Raw genomic sequence first — 20912 nt, 5'->3', positions numbered from 1 at the left:
TTCACCTCAGAATCTTAAATACTTATAATATGCCGCACAGGCCCCCTCACTTGAAACCATACATGGACCTATTGGATTTTCAGGTGAACATAATTTAGCAAACAATGAACACTCCTTAGGTTCTATCTTCCCTTTTATTATATCACCACATTTACAAATTGTTAATTTATCTTTAAAATCTAATTTTATATCAAACCTTTTAACCGTATCAAAATCACAATAAGTATCCTTAATTCCCATACCACTCTTAGGAATGATTCCTATACCTCTCCAAATATCATCAACAGGTTCAAAAACATCCTCCATTATTCTTTGAGCAAATTCATTTCCCTCTAAGGTTACAATTCGCATATATTCATTTTCAATGATAGCAATATTTTTTTCAAACTGCATAATTATTTTATATATTGCTGTTAAAATATCTTCCGGTTCGAAACCTGATATTACAGAGGGCTTTTTGTAGTCATCAGCTAAAAATCTAAATCCCTTTATTCCAAGAATAGTTGATACATGTCCTGGACAAATAAATGCGTCGATTTCGATCTCCTTTGAATCTAATAAGGCCCTCAATGCTGGTTCTACAAATTTATGCATAGAAAAAACCGAAAAATTTTTAATATTCCTTTCCTTTGCTTCTTTTATTGCAACAGCCGTTCCTGGAGCCGTTGTTTCAAAGCCGATTCCCAAAAAAACAACCTCAAAATCAGGATTATTTTCTGCTATTGAAATTGCATCCATTGCAGAATAAACAACTTCTACTTTAGCCCCCATAGACTTTAATGTAGCCAAATTAAATCCCTGACGACTTCCTGGAACTTTAAGCATATCACCAAAAGTAGCTATCAAAACTTTAGGATTTTGGGATAGAGTTAAAATTTCATCAATTCTATTAATTGCTGTGACACAAACCGGACACCCTGGCCCAGAAATTAATTTTATATTTTCTGGAAGTATCGTTTTTATGCCACTTTTAGCAATAGACATGGTATGTGTTCCACATACTTCCATTATTTTTATTTTCCTTTTATCATAGTTTTTTATAAACTCTACAATGTCCTTTACCTCACTTGGATTTATTTTTAGCTGCATTGGCAACCTCCCTAAATAATTCTAAATTTTCCTTTGCAAGCTTTTCATCAAGTTTGTTTATTGCAAAACCAGCATGAACATATACATAATCACCAATTTTTATATCTTTGACAAAATCTACTCTGATCTTCATCTTAATACCATCTAGCTCTGCTACAGCATCGTTGCCATCAATTTCTATTACCTTTAAAGGAACTGCTAAACACATAATATTCCTCCCCCTTTTTCTGCAACAGCTAATTGTCCTAATGCTATTCCTTCATCATTAGTGGAAACCCTATTATGATAATATACTTTAAAATTATTGTTTCTAAGAATCTGAACTAATTTACTTAGTAGATAAATATTTTGAAAAACTCCACCAGAAATAACAACTCTGTCTATCTTATAAATATCCTTTAGCCTTAAAACTATTTCAACAGCTGAATTTACTAAAGTATTCATAAATGCAGCTGTAATAATATCTACATTCTTACCTAAAGTAACATCATTTACTATATCTCTTATAATAGGCCTCCAATCTATTTTTAATATTTCATCATTGTAAATTTCATATTTATAAAACAAATCATTTTCCAAAGCCTTTGACTCTAATAAAACCGCTGCTTGACCTTCATAGGATACCCTATCTTTAATACCAAGAATGCTTGCAACGCCGTCAAACAACCTGCCTATGCTGCTGGCTTTAACTGTGTTGAAATTTTTATTCAACATCATATTTATTACTTGCAGGTCATCTGTTGTAGCAAATTCATTTGGAATTTCTCCTAATGCATCCATTAATATAGAATACTTTATCCTATAAATATCCTTTATAGCCATATCTCCTCCAGGTAAAGCTATGTCTCTTATAGTAGCTACCCTTTTAAATTCTTTATAATCACCAACCAAAAACTCTCCACCCCATATTTTCCCATCTAACCCATAACCTGTTCCATCCCAAATGATACCTATTACTTCCCCCTCCAACTTATTATCCGCCATACATGATGCCATGTGGGCATGGTGATGCTGCACCATATAAAGGGGAATATTTTGCTTTTTGCTTATCTCCTTCGCATATTGTGTTGACAAGTAATCAGGATGCATATCACAGGCAATTCTATCAATATCTATATCAAATAATTTTTTATAATGTTCAATTTGATCTATATAATGCTTGTAGGTTTCAATATTTCTTAATTCTCCAATATGCTGACTCAAAAAGACAAAACCATTTTTGCTCAAAGCAAAGGATCCCTTCTGTTCTGCTCCACAGGCTAAAATCTTATTTCTTGAATTATATCTTATCGGGAAAGGAACATAGCCCCTTGATCTTCTAATAAAATATTCCTTGCCCTCAAATACCTTTACGATTGAATCATCACACCTTACATGTATATCTCTTTCATGAATCAAAAACCCATCTACGATATCCCAAAGTTCATTTATAGCATCTTCATTTTTATAAACTATTGGAACATCATGAATATTTCCACTTGTCATTACAAGCACGTCTAATTCCTGCATAAGTATATAATGTAAAGGAGAATATGGTAGCATAACTCCTAACCATTTATTTTCTGACACATGATCCAAAAGATTATTTCTTTTTTTAAGCAATACAATAGGCCTCTTATAACTCTCCAAGATATTTTTTTCTTCTTTACCTAAATAGCAATAATTTTCTACAGTATTTATATCCTTCATCATAAGGGCAAAGGGCTTTTCATCCCTACCTTTACGTTGTCTTAATTTTACTAATGATTCTTTATTTTTTGCATCACAGGCTACATGAAATCCTCCTATGCCTTTAATTGCAATTATTTTACCATCCTTTAAATATTCTATTGCCTTTTCTATTCCTTTATCGAATTTTTCCATATTTTTGTCTATAAAATACACCTTAGGTCCACAATCGCTGCAGCAATTAGGCTGAGCATGGTATCTTCTATCCTCAATATCTAAATATTCACTTAGACATTTATGACACATCTTGAACTCTTTCATTGTGGTTTTATCTCTGTCATAGGGAACATCCTTTATTATTGTAAAACGTGGTCCACAATTGGTGCAATTAATAAAAGGATATAAATATCTTCTATTCTCCTTATCGAATAATTCACTAAGGCATTCATCACAAATGCTAACATCAGGAGATATAAAGGTAAACTTGTCTTCTTTATCTTGGCTTTTTATAATTTCAAACCCTTTATAATATTTTAAATCTTGAAAAAATTCATATTGTAAATCTTCTATATAGGCTAACTTTGGAGGGTTATTTATTATTTCCTCTAAAAAACTTCTAATATAAATTTCTTCACCTTCAACCTCTAATTCAACCCCCAAAGAAGTATTTTTAACCCAACCTTTTAAATTAAAATTTTGAATTAACTTATTTATAAAAGGTCTAAAACCAACACCCTGAACAATACCGTTAACTCTTATTACAGCTCGTATCATAATTTTATCACCTGTATTTTATTTGATATAACAGTATCTATTTTTATATATAACAGATAGAAAAATTAGTTAAATTTTGGGCTTTATATAAGTATAACACAATTTATTTATTTTTTAAATAGATTTAACAGATTAAATTATTAACAATCTATTCCCCCTCGACTACACTCTAAATTATTGTTATAATATAATAATGTTAAGATTTTTTTAAGCAATTTTTTACAATAAATTTAGTATAAAGGAGAATGAAATATGGGATTTAAAGAAAAATTAAATCAAAAACTTCAAGATGCTTACTGGGAAAAATATAAAGATCGCCTAACCCAGGTTCACGGACATGTTCTAAGTGTAAAAGTTGCTGAAAAAGTAATATTGGGATTTATTCACTTGCTAAAGGTTGATATTGTTGTAAAACCTGAAAGAAGCAAACTTGTAGTTAAGTGCCAATACAAAAAAAGAAGGTTCTTTAAAAAGCCAGAATTTATTCAAGTAAATCAGGGGCATTTAGTTTTAATTCAAGGTTTAAAACCTAAAAAGAACAAAAAGAAAGATTCTGATGTTATAGAAATAATGAATGTCATAAATATGACAACTAAAAAAGAATTAATTCCTATCGGACTTGACCTTAAAAAGCTTCAACAAAAACAAATAATAAGGAAGTAAAGCTGTCTTTACTTCCTTTAATTTCTTTTATACCAATAAAGGCTAGAAATCAAAGAAATTATACCTGAAAATAATAGCACTATAAGCCATTGAATAGTATTCAAAGGTTGCGTATAAAAAACCTTCTGCATGAAGGGATTGTAAATTATAAAAATCAACATAAATAGCGAAGATAAAACTGCATATATTAAATATTTATTAGTCAAAATACCTATATTAAATATAGATTGTCTCTCTGAACGACACTCAAAAACATGGAATAACTGCGACATTATTAATGTGCCAAGGGCTATTGTTCTAGATATAACAATGTTGCCAAAATAATTTAAACTTATTGCATAGGATGCCACTGTGCACAAACCGATAAGTATTCCTCTTAAGATAATTTTGTGTAACAATCCCTCCGAAAATATGCTTTCATCCCTTTTCCTTGGCATCCTTTGCATGATATCCTTTTCTCCCTTTTCCATGCTAAGAGCCATTGCAGGTAGGCCATCCGTAGCTAAATTTACAAATAATATCTGTATCGGTAATAGCGGAATAGGTAAACTCAACAATGAACTTAAAAACATAGTCAATACTTCCCCAATATTGCATGAAAGAAGATATCTTATAAATTTTCTTATGTTATCATAAATAATTCTACCCTCTTTAACTGCAGTAACAATAGTTGCAAAATTATCATCAAGCAATATTAAAGATGCCGATTCTTTAGTTACATCTGTTCCACTTTTACCCATAGCAACACCTATATCGGCTTCCTTTACCGCTGGAGCATCATTAACTCCATCGCCAGTCATTGCAACCACTAGTCCTTTTCTCTTATATGCCTTAACTATTCTGAATTTATGTGTTGGAGTCACTCTAGCAAAAACTTTTACTTTCATTATTATATCATCAAGTTCTTTTTCTGAGATTTTATTTAGTTCTTCTCCTGTTAATATAAGCTCCTTTTCGTTTAATATGCCTAATTCCTTTGCTATAGCCTCAGCTGTTAATTTATGATCACCTGTTATCATCACTGGAACTATTCCCGCCATTTTTGCCTCTACTACAGCATCATAAACTTCCTTTCTTGGGGGATCAATCATTCCTGCTAAACCTAAAAATATTAGTTCCTTTTCGTCCTCCGTGTTTTCAATTTCTTTATAAGCAAAAGCCAATACTCTCAATGCTTCCTTTGCCAATTTATCATTAGCTGATAAAATTGCCTTTCTATCGTTTTCTGTTATAACTCTTGTCTTCATATCTTCCAAAAGAGCTTTACAATTTTCCATAACCTTCTCAGGTGCTCCTTTTACGAAAAGAAATTTTCTATTGCCCTTTTGCACAAGAACCGACATCATCTTTCTATCAGAATCAAAGGGGTTCTCCTTTAATATTTTGAATTCCTTTAGTTCTTCCTTTTTGTATCCAAATTTTGCCGCTAATACAAGTAATGCAATTTCAGTAGGATCTCCTAAATAATTATTCCCTTCAATCGAAGAGTTATTACATAAAACACAACATTCAAGCAATTTTTTAAAGGCTTCCTTATTGTTTAAGTTTACCCTTATTCCTTCATATAATAATTCTCCCTTTATGTCATAACCTTCACCAGCTATTTTATATTCCTTATTCAAAATATATAATTTCCTCACCGTCATCCTATTTTGAGTTAATGTTCCAGTTTTATCGGAGCAGATTACCTGGGTGCAGCCTAATGTCTCCACTGCCGGAAGTCTTCTTACAAGAGCATTTTTTCTCATCATCCTTTGAACTCCCAATGCTAATGAAACAGTTACTACTGCAGGAAGACCTTCTGGAATAGCAGCAACTGCTAAACTTACACCAACTAAAAACATTTTATATATGTTTTCGCCCCTTAATATCCCTGTAATAGTAACCAATGCGCATATCGCCAATATTAGATATACAAGATATTCTCCTAATTTATCAAGTTTTTCCTGAAGAGGGGTCTTGTTATCATTTATATTTTCTAGCATATCTGCTATTTTACCCATTTCTGTATTCATCCCAGTTGCTATAACTTTACCTAAGGCCTTCCCTTTAGTTACTAAACAGCCCATATAGACCATATTTTCTTGTTTTATTTTATCTCCATTATAAGCTTTTTTATCAATCGGCATTGATTCGCCAGTCAAAATTGACTCATCGCTCTGTAGGGCATCGCATTTTAATATCAATATGTCTGCAGGAACTCTATCACCGCTTTCTAATTCTACTATGTCTCCTATAACTAATTCTTTAGCCTTTATTACCATTTTCTTTCCTTCGCGAATAACCTTTGCAGTTGGTGCAGCAAACTCCTTTAAAGCTTCTAAAGCCTTCTCGGTCCTATATTCCTGAATGAAGCCTAAAATTCCGTCCATCAATATTATTATAAATATAGTTATTGCATCGGCGATTTCCCCCAAAAATATAGAAATTATAGTTGCAACTAATAGAACCCATACTATAAAATCATTGAACTGTGACAAAAAGATAATTAATGATGATTTCTTTTTCTTTTTAGCTATTTCATTATACCCATATTTTTGTTGCCTCTTTTTTACTTCGTATTTTGTTAAACCTAAAAATTCATTTTCTTTTTTTATGTCGACTCCATAAAATGCCAAAATACCATCCCCCTTAGTTAAAATTAAAGAAGATAAATCTAATTAAAATATATTTTTAAATATATAGTTATATCACAAAAAGAAGTCATTATTTAAAAAATAGTATTTATTGGTTATAATATTTAAGTATATAGGAGGTGTTTTAATGACAGATATTATTTACATATTTGGCCACAAAAATCCTGATACTGACTCAATTTCAGCTGCAATAGCCTATGCTGAGCTAAAAAAACGTTTGGGTTTTAACGCAATCGCTAAAAGACTTGGGGATATCAATCAAGAAACAGACTTTGTATTAAATTACTTTAATATTCCAAAGCCAGACATCCTTCCAACTGTAAAAACTCAAGTTTCAGATTTAAACTTGGATAAAGTAATCCCAATATCCCCAGATTCTTCTATAAAAACCGCTTGGATGCTTATGAAAAAAAACAATGTCAAGACGCTGGCAGTTATCGATGAAAACGAAAAATTTTTGGGGCTTGTTACATTATCCAATATTACAAGTAAATACATGGATACACTTGAAAACAATATAATTAAAACGCCATTGAGAAATATATTGGAAACCTTAAACGCTAAAATTATTTTGGGAGACGAAGCGAAATTTAATTCCAACGGTAAAATAGTAGTTGCAGCTTTGTCCCCTGAAAGCATGAAGCCGTTTATTGAAAAGGGAGATATCGTAATAATAGGCAACAGAAAGGATTCCCAAAAAAAGGCTATAGAACTTGGAGCTAATTGTTTAATTATAACTGGAGGGTTTAGTGCTGAGGATGAAATTTTAGAACTTGCAAAACAAAACAACTGCATTATTATAAATACACCTAATGACACCTATACTACTGCCAGATTAATAAATCAAAGCATACCTGTAAAATATGTAATGACTACTGAAAATATAATAAGCTTCCATATCGATGATTTTGTAGATGAAATAAGAGATAAGATGCTGCAAACAAGATATAGAAGTTATCCTGTTTTAGATGAAAATAATAAAATCTATGGTTTTATATCAAGATATCATTTAATATCACAAAAGAAAAAGCAGGTTATTTTAGTAGACCATAACGAAAGATCCCAAACTGTCCATGGAATTGATGATGCCGAAATCCTTGAAATTATAGATCACCATAGAGTTGCTGACATTCAGACGGGTAAACCTATTTTCTTTAGGAATGAACCTGTCGGAAGCACATCGACTATAATTGCAGGGATGTATTTTGAAAATGGGATTAGACCCCCAAAGAATATTGCTGGTTTACTTTGTGCAGCTATTATATCAGATACAGTTAAATTTAAATCACCTACCTGCACATACATAGATAAAATAACAGCTGAAAGGCTGGCAGAAATAGCTGGTATAGATATCGAAAGCTTTGCCCTTGAAATGTTTAGAGCTGGAACATCTCTTCAAAACAGAACGCCAGAAGAAATTTTCTTCCAAGATTTTAAAGAATTTAAACTTGGAAAATATAAAATTGGTATAAGTCAAGTTAATACTATGAACGTTGAAAGCCTTGGTGAAACCAAAAATGATTTATTAAATTTCATGAACAAATTATGTAACGAAAAAGGATATGATTTATTAATAATAATGTTAACTGATATTATTAGAGAAGGTTCAGAGATAATATTTACAGGAAAGGAAAAAGATCTTATTGCAAAGGCCTTTAACGTGGATGTGCATAATAATTTTGTATTTTTGCCTGGAGTAATTTCAAGGAAAAAGCAAATAATTCCTCCACTTTCACAAATAATTGAATAACACAAATAAAAAATGCGTCCTTGTGATTTAGGGCGCATTTTTGAATTTATAACGATGAAACTTTTACTTGAACAGGTTGATCAAACAAACCTCTTTTAACTTCAGTAGCAGTAATATGGGTTGCTCCAAATTTTTCAGTCATATAATTACAAGCATCCCAAGGATTTATATGATCGCCGCATGTAAAGACATCTACTGCAGCGTATCCTAACTCTGGCCAAGTATGAATTGTAAGGTGAGATTCAGAAATAACTACAACGCCACTAACGCCAAGTGGACTAAATTTATGAAAAGCTACTTCCCTAACTTCAGCACCAGCCATAAGTGCAGCATCAACCATTATCTTTTCAATCTTTTCTCTGTCGTTTAAAATTTCTGCATCACAACCATAAATCTCTGCAATTATGTGACGACCCAAAGCGTTCATTCTAACTCTCAACCTCCTTTTTCATTTTTTACAATAATTAAATTTTATCAAAATAACACAAAAAGTCAAGCATTTTAAACAAAATCCATAATTATTTAAAATTACAATTAAAACATATCAATTTTTCTCAATAAATCTCTTATTTTTAAGCAAAGTTACTATTTCTACTACTTATATTATATGACTATTTTCAAAAAATGCAATATAATAGCAAAAAAATAGCAGGATTCTCACCTGCTATTTTTTGCATCCTTTATAGATAGTGATATTCTTTTGTTTTCATAATCAATATCTATTATTTTTACTTTTACCTTTTGGCCAATCTTAGCAATATCCTGAGGCTTATTTATTCTTATATGAGACATATTCGATATATGAACTAAGCCTTGAACACCTTCTTCTAATTCTACGAAGGCTCCAAATTCTGCAAATGCCACTATTTTACCTTCTACTATATCTTCTACAGAGTATTTTTTAATAAACTTTTCCCAAGGTGTTTCCATAGTTCGTTTTATGCTTCCAGTAACCTTTCCTAATGCTTTATCCAATTTTATTATTATAAATTCTACTATATCTCCTATTTTAATTACATCGCTTGGTTTTTGAATTCTCTTCCAGGATAATTCTGAAACTGGGATAAAGGCATCATAATCTCCAGTATCTACAAATACACCAGAATCTATTATAGTCTTAACTTTACCTCTTTGTGTCATACCTTCCTGAAGATTTAATATTATATTCCTAGACCTTTGTTGCCTTTCATGTCTTGCAACTTCCCTTCTTGATACTATTATTTCAATTTTACCATCTTCTTTTACTTCTAAAACATTTGCCTTAAGTTTTTTCCCAACTAAATCCTCAGGATTATCCTTTACTAAATCGATGCCTGAGTGTGAAAGGGGCATAAAGCATCTTAATTCTCCTATTTTACATTCAAATCCTCCCTTAATCACTCTAATAACTTCTATATCAACTAATGTTCCATCATGTTTATAATTCTTTAGGTTTTCTATGAATTCTTCCTTTTCTAGACTCCTTCTGCTTAATAAAACATTTCCTTCTCCATCATTTAGCTTTATAATCTCAACCTCGTATTCTTCTCCTATTTTGAATTTTTCCTTAAGATTAATCTGCAAGTTAGATGCTTCTTCCTTTGGTAAAATTCCATCGGATTTATAGCCTATATCAAAATACACCTCTTCATCTGTAACATGGAGAACCTTACCCATTACAACATCTCCTACTTCAATTTTTATAAAATCACTAAAATAATCTAAATCCATATCATTAGAATCTTCAATTTTAGTTTCTAATTTATTTTTCTCAAAAACATCATTAGTAATCTTATCTTCATTTGATATACTAACCAAATTATTCATTACTTCCTCTATAACAAATTGTGGAGTAGATGCGCCAGCAGTTATTCCTATTTTATTAAATTGTTTTATTTTTTCTATGTTAAGTTCATTAGCATTTTCAATAAGCATAACGTTATTACAATTTTCCTTTGAAATTTCGTAAAGTTTTCTTGTATTTGAGCTATTTTTCCCACCAATAACTATCATTAGGTCAACTTTTTTTGATATATCCTCAGTTTCTTTTTGCCTTATTTCAGTGGCACTACAAATTGTATTAATTATTAAAGCCTCTTTGGTTAAAGCAATAATTTTACAAGCTATTTCATGCCATTTTTTTGCATTAAACGTGGTCTGTGAAACTACGCAAACTCTTTGATTTTTAAAATTATCCTCCACAACCCCATCAATATCCTTAATAATAATCGCTTCGTTATCACACCAGCCATTAATCCCTTTTACTTCAGGATGTTCAGAATCACCTATGATAACTATCTTATATCCGTTTTTGAAGTTTTTCTCTACAATGTTGTGTATATTTTTTACATATGGGCATGTAGCATCTATTACTTTCATAGCCTTACTTTTTAAGATTTCGTATTCACCCTTTCCTATCCCATGAGATCTTATTATTATCGTGTCATCTTCTCCAACATCCTCTACGCTATTTAGTGAGCAAACACCCTTTTCTTCTAAAAGTCTTACTGCATCCGGATTATGAATAATAGGCCCTAATGTTTTTACATTTTTTTCTTCCTCAGAAGCTTTTAATGCCTTTTCCATAGCATTTTTAACTCCAAAACAAAATCCGGCATTTTTAGCAAGAAGAATTTCCATCATTTATTCCCCCCTCTTTTAATTCTTTAATCTTTTCCATAACTATTTGGCTTAATCTTAAATAATCCTCACCAGTTAGCTTGTCCTTAGTATATGCTGAAAAATCAATTGGCTCTCCAAAAAAAACCCTCATTTTTGTAAACGGAACATAGTTTCCTCCTATATATACAGGAATAACTTTTTTATTTGATTTAATTGAAAGTAAAGCTACACCAGAGTGGGCCTTCCCTAAATCGTCTCCCTTAACTCTTGTTCCCTGTGGAAAAAGCCCTAATAAATTTTCATCCTTTAATAACTTCAATGCTGTTTTTATAGCATTTAAATCAGGCTCCCCCCTCCTTACAGGAAAAGCTCCTAAATTTTTTAATAAAAATCTCAAAAAAGGGTTCTGAAAAGCCTCAAACTTTGCCATAAATCTTATAGGTCTTGGTGTTGTAATAGCTACCATAACAGGATCAGCCCATGTGTAATGGTTCGGACAAATTAACGCTCCTTCATCCTTTGGGATATTCTCAATTCCTTTAACTTCGATTCTATAAATTAATTTAAATACCCCCTTAGCAATAAACCTTAAAATCCTGTATAAGCTCATACTTTACACCTCAACTTTTTTACAAACTATATTTAGAATTTCCTCAACAACCTCTTCTAATGTCTTATTTGTATTATTAACTACTATTGCGTCATCAGCTTTTCTTAATGGGTTAACTTCTCGGGTTGAATCTATATAATCTCTTTTTTCAATTTCTTTAACTATATCATCATAGGATACCTCTATTCCCTTTTCTAGAAGCTCTTTATATCTTCTTTTAGCCCTCTCCTCAACAGATGCAACTAAAAATATTTTTATCTCTGCATCCTTTAAAACGTTTGTCCCAATATCCCTCCCATCCATAATAACGCTTTTATTTTTAGCAATATCCCTCTGAATTGCAACTAATTTTTCTCTTACTTCTTTTATTGCAGCTACTTGTGAAACAAGCTTACCTATTTCAGGCAATCTTATTTCTTCCGATACATCTTCGCCGTCCAGATAAACTCTACCATTAATAAAATTTATATCAGTTTTCTCCAATAACTCAATAATTTCATCTATGTTATTAATATCAGTCCCATTTCTGATAATCTTTAAAGTTATTGCCCTATACATTGCTCCTGTGTCAATATATTCTATTTTTAACCTTTGGGCAATAATTTTTGCTATAGTGCTTTTGCCTGCACCTGCAGGTCCATCAATTGCTATAGAGAATTTTTTCATTCACAACTCCCCTTTATAATAATTCTATAAAAAAAGCTAAATTCCTTCATTTAGTTCTGGTCTTAAATTAATTGCTTCTCTTAAATACACATTTTTAACTTCACTTTGTCTTTTATCTCCATTTACTAATACTAAAATTCTAATGCATTTATTAAGACTATTTTCTACGTCCATCTCCTGCATGCACATATATGAAATATGCTTTAACCCTATATTTCTTAATGCTTCAGCAGGATATGCACTTTTTATATCCTTTGTTGCTGTGAAAATGATAGTAAATACATCTTTAATGTTTAAATTATTTTCCTCAACTATTTTTTCAAATAATTCTGTTGTAGCAGTAAAAACTTCCTCTTTAGTATCACGTTCAACAGTTATAGCACCTCTAATTGAATACATCGATATCACCCCTAACAGTAATATCCAGCACAATAGCCTGTTGAAAAGGCTATTTGTAAATTAAATCCCCCAGTATAAGCATCAACATCCAAAAGTTCTCCCGTTATATACAAATCTTTTATTATTTTTGATTCCATTGTTTGCGGATCTACTTCTTTTATTGATATACCACCTCTTGTAACGATAGCTTCTTCTATGGGGCGTGTTCCAACAATCGTTAGTTTAAACTCCTTCAAAAGACTAGCAAGCTTTAATCTTTCTTGCTTTGTAATTGAGTTGGCTTTTTTATTTGGATCGATACCAGATAATTTTATTACAATAGGAATAAGTTTTTGAGGTAATAAGTCATCTAAGGAATTCTTAAAATCTTTATTTTTATATTTTTCAAAATCCCTTAAAATTCTTTTATTTAATTCTTCAAATGATAATGCAGGTTTTAAATCAATTATAAATTCAACTTCCTTTGGTAAAATATCAACGATATTTCTGCTTGCAGAAAGAACTATAGGTCCTGAAACTCCGAAATGTGTAAAGAGCATTTCACCAAAATCCTGATATATAACTTTGTTGTTATTTTTAACTTTAATTTCTACATTTTTAAGAGTAAGTCCCATTAATTCTCTAACCCAGTCCTCCTTAACAATGAGTGGAACTAATGAAGGTTTTAAATCAATCACAGTGTGTCCCAATTTTTTAGCAAATCTATAACCATCTCCGCTTGAGCCTGTCCCTGGATACGAAGCACCGCCGGTTGATAAAATTACTACATCAGAAAAGATTTTCTCCTTTCCATTTATTTCTACCCCAATAGCTTTATTGTCTTTTACTAAAATGTCAGTTACTTTTGTATTTAACATAATTCCCACTTTATATTCTTGCATATATTTTTCAAAGCATTTTATTATGTCGCTAGATTTATCGCTGTCAGGAAACACTCTGTCACCTCGTTCAATCTTAAGTTTTACCCCCTTATCCTCAATCATCTTTATTAAATCATAATTTGAAAAGGTATGTAGTGCTTTATACATGAATTTCCCGTTTCCTGGAATATTTTTTATTATTTCATCGATGCTTTTGCTAGTTGTAACATTGCATCTTCCTTTCCCTGAAATAAATATCTTTTTCCCAAGCCGATCGTTTTTTTCAATGAGCAAAACGTCTTTTCCATATTTTGCTGCTATTATGGCAGCCATCATCCCTGAAGCACCACCACCAACTACTATAACCCTTTTCATATAGGCCTCCTTATTTAATAATTTACAATAAAAACTCTATGTAAAATTAAACATTGTTTATTATAACATATTTTATCCAAAAAAAATATTATAATAAATCACCTTGATTAATTATAACTTTTATCACAAGTATGAAAAATATATTCAAAGCCAAAAATAAATAAGGTAGGCACATTCTGAGATATGCCTACCTTAAATATTGGACAAAAGATTACAAATTAATAATTACCTTGCGAGTGCATTGCATCTGCAACCTTAATAAAGCCTGCTATATTTGCACCAGCAACGAGGTTGTATCCAAATCCATATTCTTCTGCAGCTTTCATTGCCATATTATGAATATTTACCATTATTTGGTGTAGCTTTTGATCAACTTCTTCAGCAGTCCAAGCCATTCTCATGCTGTTTTGTGACATTTCAAGGGCTGAAGTTGCAACTCCACCTGCGTTTGCTGCCTTTGCTGGTCCAACATGAACCCCATTAGCTAAGAAATATTCTAAAGCTTCATTGGTGCATGGCATATTAGCACCTTCAACAACATACTTAACTCCATTTGCTACTATTTGTTTTGCATGTTCTAAATGAATATCATTCTGAGTAGCACATGGCATAACTATATCTACTTTTACACCCCATGGTTTTTGTCCTGGGAAGAATTGAACACCAAATTTATCTGCATAATCCTGAACTCTATCTCTTCCTGAATTTCTCATTTCAAGTAGATAATCTATCTTTTCACCAACAACTCCATCTGGATCATAAATATATCCATCTGGTCCTGAAAGTGTTACAACCTTACCGCCTAATTCTGCAACCTTTTTGCATACACCCCATGCAACATTACCAAATCCTGACACTGCAACAGTCTTTCCTTCAATAGTTTCTCCTTCATGCTTTAACATTTCCTGTGCAAAATAAGTAACACCATAGCCAGTTGCTTCTGGTCTTATCAAACTACCACCGTATGATAATCCTTTACCTGTTAACACTCCGTTTTCAAAGGCCCCTCTAATTCTTCTATATTGTCCATATAGATATCCTATTTCCTTTATTCCAACACCAATATCTCCTGCTGGAACATCAACGTCAGGACCTATATGTCTATATAGTTCAGTCATAAAACTTTGGCAAAATCTCATTATTTCAGCATCAGATTTACCCCTTGGGTCAAAATCAGAACCTCCCTTTCCACCACCAATTGGAAGCCCTGTTAATGAATTTTTAAGAATTTGTTCAAAACCAAGGAACTTAATGATGCTTAAATTAACCGATGGATGGAATCTAAGTCCTCCCTTGTAAGGTCCAATTGCTCCATTAAATTGAACTCTATATCCTCTATTTACATGTAGATTTCCCTCATCGTCAACCCATGGAACTCTAAACATTACAACTCTTTCTGGTTCACAAAATCTTTCAAGCAAATTAGCCTCTATGTATTCTGGATGTTTTTCTAAAACAGGTTGTAAAGTTGGTAATACTTCTTCTACTGCCTGGAGGAATTCGGGCTCATTTGGATTTCTCTTTTTTACATTTTCGATTACCTGTTTAATGTAATCAGAGGGAGAGATGTTTTTCTTTGCCATTTTAATAACCTCCTTCAAAATAACGAATCCTTACAACTCTATTATGAATGATTTCTTGCATTTTTTCAAGTCAAAAAAATAATTAATTTCATTTTAATCATTTGTTTTTTAGATTTATCATCCGTTTTTTATTATTTTTTGAATTTTTATAAATTTTGCACTAATCGTTATTTTTTATCTTACTATCATAAACATTATATTCTTCCCAAATATTTTCAAGGGTCTTAAATGTTTCCGAAATCGTTTCTTTTTCCTTAACTCCTACTGCTACAATTAAAGCATTAATCAGACTCAAAGGCGCCACAAGGGAGTCAACAAAGGATACCATATTGCTTTGTGCAATTAGTGTGTAATCAGCATGTGAAGCTAATGGGGAAAGCAAGCTATCTGTTATAGCTACCACTTTTGCACCTCGATCCTTTGAAAATTTTAAAGCTTCAATAGTTCTTGTTGAATATCTTGGAAATGAAATGCCTATAACTAAATCCCCATCACCAACTCTAAGAAGCTGCTCAAAAATATCGCTAACTCCTCTTGATACAACCCTTACATTATCTAATATTAAATTCAAATAAAATCCCATAAACTCAACAAGGGCCTGTGAACTTCTGAATCCAACTATGTAGATTCTTTTTGCCTTTAGTATCTCATTAACAACTTCATCAAAGACATTTTGATTTATTTTTTCTAAAGTAACCCTTATATTCTCCATATCTGCCTTTAGGACACTTCTTAAAGGATTTTCCTCATCTATAAGATCATTTGTTATTTCAATTCTTTGAACCGAAGTCAATTTGTTTTTTATAAGTTCTTGCAATTCTTTTTGAAGACTTGGATATCCACTAAATCCTAATTCATTGGCAAATCTTACAACTGTAGACTCACTAACTCCTACAGTCTGACCAAGTTTTGCTGCTGTCATAAATGCGGCTTTATCGTAATGTTTTAAAATATATTCTGCAATGATTTTTTGTCCTTTGCTTAACCTTGGAAATTTCGTTTGAATTATTTTCATTAAGTCTTGCCTATTTCCATCCATAAAAATACCCCTTTTCTATTAAATATTCCCCATCTAAATTAATAAATCGACCTAATTGCAATTTTCTAAAAATACAATTATATTTTATCATTTTATTTTGTTTCTTGCAATATATCCTTCAATTGAATGCAAATTGATTCTATAAACTTTATTCTGTAGGACTATCTGGCTCAGCATCATAAATAGAAATCGTATCCTTACCATTTTTGCTTGTTAGACCAAAAATTAAGCCATATTTTTTTAAATTTTTATTCAAAAAGTCAACTACCTTATACATTTCATCATAACTTTTAAATTCCATAATTGCTATTAGATTTAAATCTTCATGAATTTTTTTCATTTAGATTCCTCCTCTGTTAGCCATGAATTTACTTGTGCAATAATGTTAAAGTTAGTAAGATCATAATGTAAAGGTGTAACTGTTATATAACCCTTCTTTATATAAAAAACGTCAGAATTTTCATCATCATTATCCATAACTGTTCCGGCAAGTTGGAATCTTCTTTCATATTCATTGTCAGTCTCTTCCTCAATATAGGCATTTTTATATACTCTATTTCCCAAAATGCATACCCTAATACCCTTTTTAGTTTCATCTTTAGGGATGTTAACATTAAGAACCACATCATCTTTAAGGTTATTAAAGGATCTTTCCGCAATTTCTTTTGAAATTTTTGCTGCCCTTTTTAGATATTCTTCATCAGCATCAAAATCTACCGACACAGCTATTGAAGGTATTTTATATATCGCACCCTCAACAGCAGCTGATACTGTCCCTGAATATAACACATCAGTTCCTAAATTATATCCATTATTTATTCCAGATATTATTAAATCAACCTTTTCATTCAATAGTTTTTCAATTGCAACCTTTACACAGTCTGCAGGTTTTCCATCAACGCTATAAACCATACTTTTTATTCCTTCTAGTTTTACTTTTTTAACCGTTATAGGTCTGTGTAGTGTAATTGAATGTCCTGCTGCACTTCTTTGTTTATCAGGTGCTACTACAATGCATTCATGATGAGCTTCAAGTTCCTTTGTAAGAAAATATATACCTTTAGCATTGACTCCATCATCATTGGTTATTAAAATTCTCATAATAAAGGCCCTCCTTTTTTGGAAAATTAAATATATAAGCATGAAAGGAGTAAGGCTATGATACAAATTGACGATGCTGGAAGCGGCAGCCTCGTTGGAGGCACAGTTATTGGACTTTTAAGAACATCAACTCTTGAATATTATTATGAAGTTATCCCTATTAAATATTTTAAATCACCATACTTTAAAGAAAAAAAATTCGAAGATTATTGTATAAAAATAATCGAAAATGGAATAAAAGCATTAAATATAAGTAAATATGAAGAAATCAATATATGTAGAGGATATATGTTCAATAAGGCAAGGAAACATTTATCTGAAAAGGGATACACAGTAATCAGCTCAAAAATAACCGATCCTCTTCAAACTTTAATCGAAGATACATTCAAAGAATATATAATTAGTTTAGGTGTTCCTCAAGATTATATCGATTATACAAAGTATCCATTTCATTTTCATAAATTATTACGCTGGGTATTAGCTGATCCATCTAACAGAATTAAGCTTTGTAAAACCGGATGGGATAGTTGGCAAAAATATATAAACAATTTAAACATCCAAAGACATACGGATTATATTTTAAATGGGAATTATATTTGCTTAAAATGTGGCTATAAAATAACTCCCCCTGCTAAAATAAAGGTTATTAAATTTTTTACTAACAGAGAATATTATGTTTATCTTCATTATAACTGTCATTTTTCTCAATAACAATTAAATATGGAGCCCTTTCATCCCTATTTGCAAATTTAATCTGCATAACAGAATAAATCTTAGGATCTAACTTTTTTATAAATTCGTCAATCAAAAGTCCTTCTTCAGCTCCTCCTAAATGTCCTGTATATACAACTAAAGTTATTACCCCTCCAGGTTTTAAAATTTTTAATGAATCTGATAAGGCCTTTAATGTTGTATCTGGTCTTGTAATGATTTTTTCGTCTCCACCTGGCAAATATCCTAAATTAAACATAATAGCTTTTGGTGCTTCCATAACATAATTTAGGATATTTTCATGCCCGTCATTAATCAATATAACATTTTTTATGTTTCTTTCATGGATTGTTTTTTTAAATTTTTCAATTGCAATAGTTTGAATATCAAAAGCATAAACTTTCCCTCTATGAAGAAGATTACTCAAAAATAATGTATCATTTCCATTTCCTAATGTTGCATCTACAGCAATATCAGTTTCATCTATAACCTTCTTAACTATATCTTGTGCCATTCTGGTAGCCTTTAAAACAATCCTATACATCCTTTTCCTCCTTTTTATAATCTTTTAACCCATTCTATCTCTTCTTTATTTAAATATCTCCATTTTCCAACTTCCAAGCTTCCTAATTTTATTTTGCCTATTTGAACCCTTTTTAGTTTTAACACCTTATGTCCTATTTTTTCACACATTTTTCTAACTTGCCTATTTTTGCCTTCATGTATCACTATTCTTACAATGGCATTTTTATCGATTGTTTTAAGAATTTCTATTTTTGCCTTTGATGTAATATAATCTTCTATTTTTAATCCGTTTCTGAACATCTCTAATTCCTTCTCAGTTGGGATTCCCTCAACCTCTGCTATGTAAACCTTGTCTACCTCCTTCGAAGGGTGCATAAGTTTATAGGCAAAGTCCCCATCGTTGGTTAAAATAAGAAGCCCTGAAGTATCATAATCTAATCTTCCTACAGGATATATTCTTTCCTTTACATCAATCAAATCTAATACTGTCCTTCGTCCTTTTTCATCCTTAACCGTTGTAACATATCCAACGGGTTTATTTAACATTATATAAACTTTTCTCTCTTCAGGTTTTATAATTTTCCCATTTACCTCAACTATATCCCTTTCAGGATCAACAAGAATGATATCCTTTATTAATTCACCATTAACTTTGACTTTTCCTTGTTTAATTAGCTCCTCAGCCCCTCGCCTCGATGTTACACCACACCTTGCTATATACTTTTGAATTCTCTCCATCCTTTCACCTCAATTTTATATTTTGCTTTTATGAATTATATCATTTTATGTAAAATTTAACAATGATATTGACCAAAATATAAAGCATATAAAAATCCACTACGCATATGCGTAGTGGAATCGATGCATAAGTTGAGTAAGCCTGTAAGCCGAGTTCTGTTTTAGATGGTCATCTATCTAGGCCTACTGTTGCCAGCAGGCTCAAGCGACACTACCCGGGAGCACGCCGGGCCAGCGCATTTGCTCCCCTATTCGGTCTTGCTCCAGGTGGGGTTTACAGAGCCACACTGTCGCCAGTGTGCTGGTGAGCTCTTACCTCACCTTTCCACCCTTACCAGGCAGCATAAGCTGCTCTCACCAATCCAAGGGATTGGATCTGGCGGTATATCTCTGTTGCACTTTCCTTGGAGTCGCCTCCACTGGGTATTACCCAGCACCCTGCCCTGTGGAGCTCGGACTTTCCTCTCCCGCTGAATGCGGCAGCGACCATCCGGCTTACTCAACAATTATTCATTTAACTTTCAAGCACAAGTTATATAATATCATCTTTTTGTTATATTGTCCATAATAATTTTTTTCAAAGACAAGTAAAATTTTCTTTTATAACACCGCAAATGGATTTTTATTAGTTTCCGTTAAAATACATTCAACATCAAAGCTTTTTTTAATTATGTCCAATAAATATGTAACTGCTAAATATTCACTTGCAAAATGTCCTACATCTATAATATTTAAACCTAATACAGAAGCTATAATAGCATCATGGTGCTTTATATCGCCTGTTATTAATACATCACATCCTTTATTTAAAGCGTCTCTAATAAAGGATGATCCGCTTCCCCCTACTATTCCTATCCTTTTAATCTTTTTATCTAAATTACCTACTATTCGCACATTATCAACATTAAATTTTTGCTTTATTAAATTGATAAACTCTTTTAACCTAATTTCTCCTTTTAAATTTCCCACTCTTCCTTGTTTAATTAGCTCCTCAGCCCCTCGCCTCGATGTTACACCACACCTTGCTATATACTTTTGAATTCTCTCCATCCTTTCACCTCAATTTTATATTTTGCTTTTATGAATTATATCATTTTATGTAAAATTTAACAATGATATTGACC

Annotated in this window: 19 protein-coding genes, 1 other RNA gene and 1 pseudogene; 3 read left to right on the top strand and 18 right to left on the bottom strand. The window is 31.7% G+C overall.

Features of this window, described 5'->3' with window-relative positions; all coding sequences use genetic code 11:
* Positions 1-6: 6 nt before the first annotated feature.
* The 3 genes from hypD to hypF are packed head-to-tail and all read right to left on the bottom strand — an operon-like array spanning position 7 to position 3531.
* The gene (gene hypD, locus CAAU_RS06355; protein WP_008908602.1) at positions 7-1089 is read right to left on the bottom strand and encodes a hydrogenase formation protein HypD; all 1083 of its coding nucleotides are present in this window, start codon (positions 1087-1089) and stop codon (positions 7-9) included.
* Positions 1064-1297: a HypC/HybG/HupF family hydrogenase formation chaperone gene (locus CAAU_RS06350; protein ID WP_008908601.1), complete on the bottom strand. Its 234-nt coding sequence runs from the start codon at positions 1295-1297 to the stop codon at positions 1064-1066. Before CAAU_RS06350 ends, hypD begins: the two co-directional genes overlap by 26 nt.
* The gene (hypF, locus tag CAAU_RS06345) at positions 1288-3531 is read right to left on the bottom strand and encodes a carbamoyltransferase HypF (RefSeq protein ID WP_008908600.1); all 2244 of its coding nucleotides are present in this window, start codon (positions 3529-3531) and stop codon (positions 1288-1290) included. Before hypF ends, CAAU_RS06350 begins: the two co-directional genes overlap by 10 nt.
* Before the next feature lie 252 nt (positions 3532-3783).
* On the opposite strand from hypF, the gene CAAU_RS06340 reads away from it, so the two are divergent.
* Positions 3784-4194 (top strand): hypothetical protein, encoded by a 411-nt coding sequence (locus CAAU_RS06340; RefSeq protein ID WP_008908599.1) that lies wholly within the window; start codon positions 3784-3786, stop codon positions 4192-4194.
* A 17-nt stretch (positions 4195-4211) separates the two neighbouring features.
* Here the strand turns inward: CAAU_RS06340 and CAAU_RS06335 are convergent, their stop codons facing one another.
* Positions 4212-6812: a calcium-translocating P-type ATPase, SERCA-type gene (locus CAAU_RS06335; protein ID WP_008908598.1), complete on the bottom strand. Its 2601-nt coding sequence runs from the start codon at positions 6810-6812 to the stop codon at positions 4212-4214.
* Between the two features lie 145 nt (positions 6813-6957).
* Between CAAU_RS06335 and CAAU_RS06330 the strand changes: the two genes are divergently transcribed.
* On the top strand, positions 6958-8580 hold the full coding sequence (locus CAAU_RS06330; RefSeq protein ID WP_008908597.1) for a putative manganese-dependent inorganic diphosphatase: 1623 nt from the start codon (positions 6958-6960) through the stop codon (positions 8578-8580).
* 46 nt (positions 8581-8626) lie between these two features.
* Here CAAU_RS06330 and speD read toward each other — a convergent pair whose 3' ends face one another.
* From speD to surE, 10 genes and pseudogenes are all read right to left on the bottom strand, one after another.
* Positions 8627-9007, bottom strand: a complete 381-nt coding sequence (gene speD, locus CAAU_RS06325; RefSeq protein ID WP_008908596.1) for an adenosylmethionine decarboxylase — start codon at positions 9005-9007, stop codon at positions 8627-8629.
* Positions 9008-9237: 230 nt separating this feature from the next.
* Positions 9238-11202: a bifunctional 4-hydroxy-3-methylbut-2-enyl diphosphate reductase/30S ribosomal protein S1 gene (locus CAAU_RS06320; protein WP_051004391.1), complete on the bottom strand. Its 1965-nt coding sequence runs from the start codon at positions 11200-11202 to the stop codon at positions 9238-9240.
* Complete coding sequence (locus CAAU_RS06315) at positions 11180-11791, bottom strand: lysophospholipid acyltransferase family protein (protein WP_008908594.1); 612 nt, start codon at positions 11789-11791, stop codon at positions 11180-11182. Before CAAU_RS06315 ends, CAAU_RS06320 begins: the two co-directional genes overlap by 23 nt.
* A gap of 3 nt (positions 11792-11794) precedes the next feature.
* Positions 11795-12457 carry a (d)CMP kinase gene (gene cmk, locus CAAU_RS06310; protein WP_008908593.1) on the bottom strand — a complete coding sequence of 221 codons (663 nt, stop codon included), beginning with the start codon at positions 12455-12457 and terminating at the stop codon, positions 11795-11797.
* Positions 12458-12493: 36 nt separating this feature from the next.
* Complete coding sequence (gene aroH / locus CAAU_RS06305; protein WP_008908592.1) at positions 12494-12856, bottom strand: chorismate mutase; 363 nt, start codon at positions 12854-12856, stop codon at positions 12494-12496.
* Between the two features lie 11 nt (positions 12857-12867).
* Positions 12868-14100, bottom strand: a pseudogene (locus CAAU_RS06300) (BaiN/RdsA family NAD(P)/FAD-dependent oxidoreductase); the annotation flags it as partial.
* A 209-nt stretch (positions 14101-14309) separates the two neighbouring features.
* Positions 14310-15674 (bottom strand): NADP-specific glutamate dehydrogenase, encoded by a 1365-nt coding sequence (gdhA, locus tag CAAU_RS06295; RefSeq protein WP_008908590.1) that lies wholly within the window; start codon positions 15672-15674, stop codon positions 14310-14312.
* Positions 15675-15834: 160 nt separating this feature from the next.
* Positions 15835-16713, bottom strand: coding sequence for a MurR/RpiR family transcriptional regulator (locus CAAU_RS06290; RefSeq protein WP_008908589.1), 879 nt, complete (start codon positions 16711-16713; stop codon positions 15835-15837).
* Positions 16714-16861: 148 nt separating this feature from the next.
* Complete coding sequence (locus tag CAAU_RS06285; RefSeq protein ID WP_008908588.1) at positions 16862-17053, bottom strand: YpmA family protein; 192 nt, start codon at positions 17051-17053, stop codon at positions 16862-16864.
* Complete coding sequence (gene surE / locus CAAU_RS06280) at positions 17050-17814, bottom strand: 5'/3'-nucleotidase SurE (protein ID WP_008908587.1); 765 nt, start codon at positions 17812-17814, stop codon at positions 17050-17052. Before surE ends, CAAU_RS06285 begins: the two co-directional genes overlap by 4 nt.
* Positions 17815-17871: 57 nt before the next feature.
* On the opposite strand from surE, the gene CAAU_RS06275 reads away from it, so the two are divergent.
* Positions 17872-18525 (top strand): hypothetical protein, encoded by a 654-nt coding sequence (locus tag CAAU_RS06275; RefSeq protein ID WP_040306113.1) that lies wholly within the window; start codon positions 17872-17874, stop codon positions 18523-18525.
* On the opposite strand, the gene mnmM is transcribed toward CAAU_RS06275, so the two are convergent.
* The 4 genes from mnmM to CAAU_RS06260 form a co-directional block, all read right to left on the bottom strand.
* On the bottom strand, positions 18473-19069 hold the full coding sequence (gene mnmM / locus CAAU_RS06270) for a tRNA 5-(aminomethyl)-2-thiouridylate-methyltransferase MnmM (RefSeq protein WP_008908586.1): 597 nt from the start codon (positions 19067-19069) through the stop codon (positions 18473-18475). The genes CAAU_RS06275 and mnmM overlap by 53 nt on opposite strands.
* 14 nt (positions 19070-19083) lie before the next feature.
* Positions 19084-19788 carry a pseudouridine synthase gene (locus CAAU_RS06265; protein ID WP_008908585.1) on the bottom strand — a complete coding sequence of 235 codons (705 nt, stop codon included), beginning with the start codon at positions 19786-19788 and terminating at the stop codon, positions 19084-19086.
* A 129-nt stretch (positions 19789-19917) separates the two neighbouring features.
* Positions 19918-20290, bottom strand: an RNA gene (gene rnpB, locus CAAU_RS13920) — RNase P RNA component class A.
* A gap of 98 nt (positions 20291-20388) precedes the next feature.
* Positions 20389-20838: a Nif3-like dinuclear metal center hexameric protein gene (locus tag CAAU_RS06260; protein WP_008908584.1), complete on the bottom strand. Its 450-nt coding sequence runs from the start codon at positions 20836-20838 to the stop codon at positions 20389-20391.
* Positions 20839-20912: the final 74 nt, after the last annotated feature.

Source organism: Caloramator australicus RC3 (genome assembly GCF_000297115.1).
Taxonomy (GTDB): domain Bacteria; phylum Bacillota; class Clostridia; order Clostridiales; family Caloramatoraceae; genus Caloramator; species Caloramator australicus.
This window is presented reverse-complemented; position numbering and strand designations above follow the sequence as displayed.

Bases quoted from the DNA above. Each gene is read 5' to 3' on its own strand.
- CAAU_RS06320 (WP_051004391.1), bottom strand. From the start codon at position 11,202: ATGATGGAAATTCTTCTTGCTAAAAATGCCGGATTTTGTTTTGGAGTT.
- CAAU_RS06315 (WP_008908594.1), bottom strand. From the start codon at position 11,791: ATGAGCTTATACAGGATTTTAAGGTTTATTGCTAAGGGGGTATTTAAA.
- hypF (WP_008908600.1), bottom strand. From the start codon at position 3,531: ATGATACGAGCTGTAATAAGAGTTAACGGTATTGTTCAGGGTGTTGGT.
- CAAU_RS06340 (WP_008908599.1), top strand. From the start codon at position 3,784: ATGGGATTTAAAGAAAAATTAAATCAAAAACTTCAAGATGCTTACTGG.
- CAAU_RS06330 (WP_008908597.1), top strand. From the start codon at position 6,958: ATGACAGATATTATTTACATATTTGGCCACAAAAATCCTGATACTGAC.
- CAAU_RS06350 (WP_008908601.1), bottom strand. From the start codon at position 1,297: ATGTGTTTAGCAGTTCCTTTAAAGGTAATAGAAATTGATGGCAACGAT.
- mnmM (WP_008908586.1), bottom strand. From the start codon at position 19,069: ATGTATAGGATTGTTTTAAAGGCTACCAGAATGGCACAAGATATAGTT.
- CAAU_RS06285 (WP_008908588.1), bottom strand. From the start codon at position 17,053: ATGAAAAAAATTCATGAAGATTTAAATCTAATAGCAATTATGGAATTT.
- hypD (WP_008908602.1), bottom strand. From the start codon at position 1,089: ATGCAGCTAAAAATAAATCCAAGTGAGGTAAAGGACATTGTAGAGTTT.
- aroH (WP_008908592.1), bottom strand. From the start codon at position 12,856: ATGTATTCAATTAGAGGTGCTATAACTGTTGAACGTGATACTAAAGAG.
- cmk (WP_008908593.1), bottom strand. From the start codon at position 12,457: ATGAAAAAATTCTCTATAGCAATTGATGGACCTGCAGGTGCAGGCAAA.
- gdhA (WP_008908590.1), bottom strand. From the start codon at position 15,674: ATGGCAAAGAAAAACATCTCTCCCTCTGATTACATTAAACAGGTAATC.
- CAAU_RS06260 (WP_008908584.1), bottom strand. From the start codon at position 20,838: ATGGAGAGAATTCAAAAGTATATAGCAAGGTGTGGTGTAACATCGAGG.
- speD (WP_008908596.1), bottom strand. From the start codon at position 9,007: ATGAACGCTTTGGGTCGTCACATAATTGCAGAGATTTATGGTTGTGAT.
- CAAU_RS06290 (WP_008908589.1), bottom strand. From the start codon at position 16,713: ATGGATGGAAATAGGCAAGACTTAATGAAAATAATTCAAACGAAATTT.
- CAAU_RS06265 (WP_008908585.1), bottom strand. From the start codon at position 19,788: ATGGAGAGAATTCAAAAGTATATAGCAAGGTGTGGTGTAACATCGAGG.
- surE (WP_008908587.1), bottom strand. From the start codon at position 17,814: ATGAGAATTTTAATAACCAATGATGATGGAGTCAATGCTAAAGGTATA.
- CAAU_RS06275 (WP_040306113.1), top strand. From the start codon at position 17,872: ATGATACAAATTGACGATGCTGGAAGCGGCAGCCTCGTTGGAGGCACA.